This is a genomic window from Anaerolineae bacterium (genome assembly GCA_014360855.1).
In the GTDB taxonomy this organism is placed as follows: Bacteria; Chloroflexota; Anaerolineae; order JACIWP01; family JACIWP01; genus JACIWP01.
Genome location: JACIWP010000162.1, coordinates 1 through 7446 on the forward strand (window position 1 = coordinate 1; position 7446 = coordinate 7446).

At 62.7% G+C, this 7446-nt stretch carries 7 protein-coding genes and 1 pseudogene; all 8 read left to right on the forward strand.

Features of this window, described 5'->3' with window-relative positions; all coding sequences use genetic code 11:
- Positions 1-221: 221 nt before the first annotated feature.
- Positions 222-503: pseudogene (locus tag H5T60_09565) on the forward strand ((2Fe-2S) ferredoxin domain-containing protein).
- Positions 488-2203 (forward strand): PAS domain S-box protein, encoded by a 1716-nt coding sequence (locus tag H5T60_09570; GenBank protein MBC7242679.1) that lies wholly within the window; start codon positions 488-490, stop codon positions 2201-2203. Before H5T60_09565 ends, H5T60_09570 begins: the two are co-directional and overlap by 16 nt.
- The gene (locus tag H5T60_09575; protein ID MBC7242680.1) at positions 2203-3381 is read left to right on the forward strand and encodes a serine/threonine-protein phosphatase; all 1179 of its coding nucleotides are present in this window, start codon (positions 2203-2205) and stop codon (positions 3379-3381) included. The genes H5T60_09570 and H5T60_09575 overlap by 1 nt, the downstream gene beginning before the upstream one ends.
- Before the next feature lie 104 nt (positions 3382-3485).
- On the forward strand, positions 3486-4712 hold the full coding sequence (rocD, locus tag H5T60_09580) for an ornithine--oxo-acid transaminase (GenBank protein MBC7242681.1): 1227 nt from the start codon (positions 3486-3488) through the stop codon (positions 4710-4712).
- Between the two features lie 186 nt (positions 4713-4898).
- Positions 4899-5261, forward strand: coding sequence for a TraR/DksA C4-type zinc finger protein (locus tag H5T60_09585; GenBank protein ID MBC7242682.1), 363 nt, complete (start codon positions 4899-4901; stop codon positions 5259-5261).
- Between the two features lie 242 nt (positions 5262-5503).
- Positions 5504-6082 (forward strand): 2-oxoacid:acceptor oxidoreductase family protein, encoded by a 579-nt coding sequence (locus tag H5T60_09590; protein ID MBC7242683.1) that lies wholly within the window; start codon positions 5504-5506, stop codon positions 6080-6082.
- A 35-nt stretch (positions 6083-6117) separates the two neighbouring features.
- Complete coding sequence (locus H5T60_09595; GenBank protein ID MBC7242684.1) at positions 6118-6417, forward strand: 4Fe-4S binding protein; 300 nt, start codon at positions 6118-6120, stop codon at positions 6415-6417.
- A 51-nt stretch (positions 6418-6468) separates the two neighbouring features.
- A partial coding sequence (gene porA / locus H5T60_09600; GenBank protein MBC7242685.1) for a pyruvate ferredoxin oxidoreductase occupies positions 6469-7446 on the forward strand: 978 nt, incomplete at its 3' end.

The following is a 7446-nucleotide window of genomic DNA, read 5'->3' on the forward strand; positions in this document are numbered from 1 at the left end:
CTATGCCCTGGATCCTCAAGCCCCGACTGATCAGACGCGCTCTCTTCACCTACCGATGGTCTCTCGCCTATGAAAGTGGGTAAGAGTCAGCCACCGGCCCCCTCCCGGACAACCCCAAATGTGTGAAAATTCACAAATTGTTTGACAATTCCAATGCTTCGTGATATCATAAACTAAGGAGGGCGCGCACTAGGAACAATACCCCGCGCCGAGAGAGTGAACCGATGGTCAGGATCACGATATGCGTTGGAAGCTCCTGCAGTGCCCGCGGCTCCGATGAGCTGGCGGCGGCTCTGGAGGAGCTGATCGAGCGAGAACATCTCGCCGGCCAGGTGGAACTGGTCGGCGCATTCTGCATGGAACAGTGCTCCCACGGCGTCTCCATCCGCGTGGGAGACAAACAGTACCGCGAAATTCGCCCGCAGGACGCCGAGCTGTTCTTCTATCAGGAGGTTTTGCCTCGCTTGCGAGGCGAGGAGTCTTCATCATGCAAGGATGGGTGATCAGCACCAACGTAGCGCGCTGCCGCGACTGCTACCGCTGTGTGCGCACCTGCACCGTCAAGTCGGTCAAGGTGCAGAACGGCCAGGCAACGGTGGTGCCGGAACTGTGTCTGGCCTGCGGCAACTGTGTGCGCGAATGCCCGCAGGGCGCCAAACAGATCCGGGAGGACCGGCCGGCAGTGCAGGAGGCTATCCGCGCCGGCAAAACGGTGGTGGCCAGCGTGGCCCCCTCGGCGCCGGCCTACTTCGGCATCCGATCATTTTCCGCCATGGAGCAGATGCTTCTGCAGTTGGGCTTCGCGGCCGCCGGCGAAACCGCCTTCGGCGCCGAAATGGTCGGCCAGGCCCACCGCGAGTGGGTCGAGACACATCAGGAGCAGTGGCCCATTATCACTTCTTCCTGCCCGGTGGTGGTCAATCTGATCGAGAAATACTATCCCGACCTCATCCCCCATCTGGCGCCCATCGTCTCGCCGATGGCGGCGCATGGACGCTGGCTGCGCCAGCAGTATGGGCCGGAAGCGTTCATCGTCTTCATCGGCCCATGCATCGCCAAAAAGGCCGAGATGCTCGAGGAATCGGTCGCCGGCGCCATTGATGCCGCGCTGACCTTTACCGAGCTGGCCGAGTGGATGGAGGAAGAAGGGGTGGCGTTCCCCGCTGACGGGGATGGGGCAGAGCCGGCCCCGCGCGTGCCGGCGCGTCTCTTCCCCGTCGAAGGCGGCCTGGTGGGCACCGCCAACATGGACACCGATATATTGACCAGCCACATCGTCACCACCTCGGGGCTGGGCGCCTGCGAGGATGTCCTGCGGGGCATTCGCGCCGGCAAGCTGGCCGCCTGCATGGTGGAGCTGATGGCCTGCGAGGGCGGGTGCATCAACGGGCCGGCGATGGAGGATCACATCGAAAGCATCTATGTGGCGCGCCAGCGGGTGATGGAATACGCCTCCCGCCGCCAGCCCAAACCCATGCCGGCGCGGCACGAATGGCCCGACCTGAGCCGTTCCTATCAGGACAAGCATGTGCCGGTGCCCGAATTCACCGAAGAGCAGATTCAGGAAGTCCTGCACATGGTGGACAAATACACCCCCGAGGACGAGCTGAACTGCGGGGCCTGCGGCTATCCAACCTGTCGGGAGAAGGCGAAGGCCACCCTGCGGGGCATGGCGGAGGCCACCATGTGCATCCCGTACATGCGCCGGCGGGCCGAATCCCTGCGCCAGGTGGTCATTGACGTGACGCCCAACCCGGTGGTCATCGTGGACAGCCGGCTGCAGATCCAGGACCTCTCCCCATCGGCGGAACGGGCCTTCCGCTGTTATCGCCAGCAGGTGGTCGGCAAGCCCCTCCGCACCATCATGCCCAACGTGGACAGCTTCGTCCAGGCCCGCGACACCGGCCAGCCGGTAGTAGGAGAAGTCGTGCGCATCCGCGATGACCTGATCGTCGAGCAGACCATCATGCCCGTGCCCGGCCAGAGCCTGCTGGTCGGCATCCTGCGGGATATCACCGAGCAAGTGCGCCAGCGGGAACAGCTCGAACATATTCGGGAGGAGACCCTGCACCGCACGGAAGAGGTCATCAAAAAGCAAATGCGCGTCGCACATGAGATCGCCCAATTGCTGGGCGAAACCACCGCGGAGACCAAGATGATGCTCTCCCGGCTGGCGAAGGTGCTGGAAGAGGACAACGATTGATGAAGCGGCTCTTCGTCGAGGTGGCCTGGAAAGCCCTGCAGAAGCACGGAGAGGAGCTGTGCGGCGACACGGTGAAAGTTGCCGCGACACCTCAGACTCTCCTGGTCGTGCTGTCCGACGGGTTGGGAAGCGGGGTGAAGGCTAACATTCTCTCCACGCTGACGGCGCAGATCGTGGCCAGTATGGTGGAGCAGGGCGCTTCGATGGAAGAGGTCATGGAGACGCTGGCCGCCACCCTGCCGGAATGTCAGGTGCGCAAGCTGGCCTATGCTACCTTCGCCGCGCTGCGGGTGGAACGGGGGCGTGATGCCTATCTGGTGGAATACGACTGCCCGCCGCTGATACTGATTCGCGACGGCCAAGTGGTGGAACTGCCGGCCGAAGAGCGGGAGATTCACGGCCGGCGCATCCGCGAAGCCCGCTTCCAGCTTCAGGAAGGGGACTACATGGTGCTGGTGAGCGATGGCTACATCCATGCCGGCGTGGGCGGGCTTTACCGCCTGGGCTGGGGCTGGAAGAACCTGGCCATCGCTGTCAAACGCTGGGCCGCGACGGGTGGGGATGCCCACAGCCTGGTGGATGCCCTGGCGCGCACCTGCCTGAAGCTGTATGAGGGCAAGCCGGGGGACGATGCCACGGCGGTCGCCATGCGCGTGCGGCCGGCGGTCTTTGCCACGGTGCTCACCGGACCGCCCCGCGAGCGGACAGACGACCGCAAAGCGGTGGAAATGCTGATGCGGGGACAGGGATACAAGATCATCTGCGGCGGCACCACCGCCCAAATGGCGGCGCGCGAGCTGGGCGAGGAGCTGGAGGTCGAATGGGTGCCGCCCAGCAAGCGCGACAAGCAGGCTCCCCAGCGCAAAGGCTCCCCTCCCACTGCCAAGCTCAAGGGAGTGGACCTGGTCACCGAGGGCATCATCACCCTCTCGCAGACGGTGGCCCTGCTGGAAAGCGCGCAAAGCGTGCATGACCTGCCGGCGGACCACGAAGCCGCTACGCGGCTGGCACGCATGCTCCTCTCCGCCGACTTCATCCAACTCATCGTGGGCACCGCCATCAATCCCAACCAGATCGCGGACCTGGTGCGCGGCGAACCCATGCGCATGGTCTACGTCAAAGAACTGGTGCGGCTCTTGCAAGAGCGCGGCAAACGGGTCACGGTGCATTACCTGTAGTTCACGAGGTCATCGCTAAACTTTTCGCCGGCGGAATTTGGCGCCGGCGCTGATATCGGTTATAATGCCGCTGTCCATCAGCACAACGACAAGGAGGTCGTGTCATGGCAGTACGAACTGCGGCGAAGCTCGACAGCGCCGGCTACATTGCCCTCCACGAGCAATATGGCGCGCGCAACTATCATCCTCTGGACGTAGTGATTTCCCGGGCCCAGGGTGTCTGGGTGTATGACGTAGAAGGCCGGCGCTACCTCGACTGCCTGGCCGCGTACTCCGCTGTCAATCAAGGCCACTGCCACCCCCGCATTTATCAGGCCCTGGTCGAACAAGCGCAGAAAGTGACCCTCACCTCGCGGGCGTTTCACAACGAACAGCTCCCTCTGCTGTGCAAAGAAGCGTGCGAACTGCTCGGATATGAGCGCTTCCTCCCCATGAACTCGGGCGCGGAAGGGGTGGAGACCGCGCTGAAACTGGCCCGCAAATGGGCGTATGTGAAAAAGGGCGTGCCGGCGGATCAGGCGGAGATCATCGTCTTCGCCGAGAACTTCCACGGCCGCACCATCACCATCATCAGCTTCTCGACGGAGGAGCAGTACCGCGCCGGCTTCGGCCCATTTACCCCTGGCTTCAAAATTGTCCCTTACGGCGATCTGGAAGCCGTGCGACGGACCATCACACCTAATACCGCGGCTGTCCTGGTGGAACCGGTACAGGGCGAGGGCGGGGTCATTGTGCCGCCCAAAGGATATCTGCGCGGGCTGGCCGAGCTGTGCGCCCAGCACAACGTGCTGTTCATCGCCGACGAGGTACAGACGGGCCTGGGCCGCACGGGCAAACTGCTGGCCTGCGAACACGAGGGAGTGCATCCGGATGTGCTCATCATCGGCAAGGCCCTCTCCGGCGGCTATTACCCCGTCTCGGCAGTGCTCTCCTCGCGTGAAATCCTGGACGTCTTTGAGCCGGGGGATCACGGCAGTACGTTTGGGGGCAATCCCCTGGCGGCGGCAGTGGCGCGGGAGGCCCTGCGCGTGCTAGTAGAGGAAGGGATGATCGAGAACGCTGCGGTGCAGGGGGCATATCTCAAAGAGCGCCTGCAGGCCATCCGCTCGCCGCATGTCAAGGAGGTGCGCGGTCTGGGCCTGCTGATCGGGATTGAGCTGTACCCCAGCGCCGGCGGCGCGCGCCGCTTCTGCGAGGCCCTGAAAGACAACGGCGTGCTGTGCAAGGATACGCGCCGGCATATCATCCGCGTCACCCCGCCGCTGGTCATCACTCGCGAAGAGGTGGATTGGGCGGTCGAGCGCTTCGAGAAAGTCCTGACCAGCCTGTAACCCATTTCCCGGCGTGCGGGGAGGGAGCAGGTCGGGGCCATCCATCCCCCAACGCCGGCATATCGCGGCAACAGGACGCCTTCGACAACCCCCTTCGGGCGCGCTTGACCCCTGGGGGAAAAGGTGATATATAGGCCCATACAAAGTATGACAATCCGGCGCAGGCCTATATGAAAGGGCGGAGAGATGGAGGTATCCACCGAGCGAGAACGTCTCGCGCTGGAGCAAGAGCGCCAGGAAATCCTGAAGGAACTGGAACATCTCCAGCAGATTCTGCGGGAGAGCGAGGTCAAAGTAGATCTCGAAGAAGGCGATCCCGACCTGCACGAGCGCGAGAAGAACATGTCCCTGGTCCAGACGCTGGAAGCCAGGCTCCAGTCTATCGAACGGGCACTGCGGGCCATTGAGTTGGGGGTATACGGCATTTGCGAGCGATGTGGCCAGCGCATCGATCCCGAACGGCTGGAGGCGAAGCCGGACGCGACCCTGTGTCTGGCCTGCCAGCGTGAGGCGGAACGTTTGGCGCGGCGCGGCTTGCAGAGAGAGTAGTCTCATTTTTGACACCTGTTGTGAAGTGCGTTACAATAACGGGCGTGCCTGGAGCTGGGGGATCACCCGGCTCATGCCTTGCCAGTGCCAAGCCAGCGCGCACTTCCAAGGTCTGCAGCAGAGAGGGATCCCCCGAGAGGAAGTCCCTCTCTTTTTTTGAGATTTTTCGAAGCGCCAAATTGTATCATGTATCCCAATTATGCTGGGGAGCGATAGCGCTCACCTTTTTCAAGGAGGACACCATGGGCAAGATGATCGAGATTCGCTGGCATGCACGCGGGGGACAGGGCGCGGTGACCGCCGGCAAGCTCCTCGCCGAAACGGCCCTCGGCGCCGGCTTCTACTTCCAGGCGTTCCCCGACTACGGCGCCGAACGCATGGGAGCCCCCATCCGAGCCTATACCCGTCTGAGTGACAGCCCCATCACCCTGCACAGCCCCGTTCTCGAACCCGATGTCGTCATTGTGCTGGACCCCACCCTCCTCGGAGTCGTAGATGTTACCGAAGGCCTCAAGGAAAACGGTGTGCTCCTCATCAATACTACCGAATCCCCCGAAGAGGTCCGCAAACGTCTGAACCTGGAGGGCAAGAACATCCGCATCTTCACGGTGGACGCCAGCACCATCGCCATCCAGGAACTGGGGCGCGAGATCACCAACACCCCCATGCTGGGAGCCTTCTGCGTGGCTACCGGACTGCTGGACCTGAATAAGATCGTGGAGCAAGTGCGCAAAGACTTCGGCAAGAAACTGCGGCCGGATATGGTGGAGGCCAACGTGCGAGCCATCCAGCGGGCGGCACAGGAAGTCAAACAAGGTTGATTGCCAATCGGAACCTGTAAAGGAGGAATATAAAGATGCCCAAGGGAACAGGTTGGAAGGACATCCCCCTCGGGGGATTAATCCTGGAAGCCGGCAACTCCGTCGAGTACAAAACCGGCGGCTGGCGCGCGTTCCGCCCCGTCCGCGACGCGGAGAAATGCATCCACTGCCTCTTCTGCTGGATCTACTGCCCCGATTCCAGCATCCTGGTGCAGGACGAGAAGATGGTGGGCTTTGACCTGGAGCACTGCAAGGGCTGTGGTGTCTGCGCTCAGGTCTGCCCGGTGAAATGTATTACCATGACCCCGGAAACCGAGTTCAAGAAAGAGAAATAACCCCTTGCCAGGACACCTACACCCGACCCGGAAAGAAGGAGTAGCGATACAATGAGAGAAATCTTGGCACTCGATGGCAACGCGGCTGTCGCTCATGCCATGCGGCAGATTAACCCAGACGTGGTAGCCGCTTATCCTATTACGCCGCAGACCTCGACGGTTCAGACCTTTTCCGAATTTGTGGCCAATGGCTTGGTGAAGACCGAGTTCGTCACGGTGGAGAGCGAGCACAGCGCCATGAGCGCCTGCATCGGTGCGGCCGCCGCCGGCGCCCGCGTGATGACCGCCACCTCCTCCGCCGGCCTGGCCTTCATGTGGGAGACGCTCTACATCGCCGCCTCGTACCGCCTCCCCATCGTCATGCTGGACGTCAACCGCGCCCTCTCCGGCCCCATCAACATCCATTGCGACCACTCGGACACGATGGGCGCCCGCGAGGCCGGCTGGATCCAGATCTTCTCCGAGAACGCCCAGGAATCGTACGACAACTTCATCCAGGCAGTGCGCATCGCCGAACACCCGGACGTGCTCCTGCCCGTGATGGTCATGCACGACGGCTTCATCACCAGCCACGCCATGGAGCGCGTGGAACTGCTCTCGGACGAAGAGGTGCGGAATTTTGTGGGAGAGTACAAGCCGGCCCTCCCGCCCCTCCTGGACGTGCATAACCCCGTCACCTACGGCCCGCTGGACTTCTACGACTACTACTTCGAGCACAAGCGCCAGCAGGTGGAAGGCATGGCCCATGCCCAGGAGGTCATCCTGGAGGTGGCGCGCGAGTACGAAAAGCTCTCCGGCCGCAAATACGGCCTGTTCGAGGCCTATCGGTTGGAGGATGCCGAGGTGGCCATCGTGGTGCTCTCCTCCACCGCCGGCACCACCAAGGCCGTGGTGGACAAACTGCGGGCCCAGGGCAAAAAGGTCGGCCTGCTGAAGCCGCGCGTCTTCCGGCCCTTCCCCGCCACGGAGTTGGCCGATGCCCTGCGCCACCTGAAGGCCGTGGCGGTCATGGACCGCTCCATCAGCTTC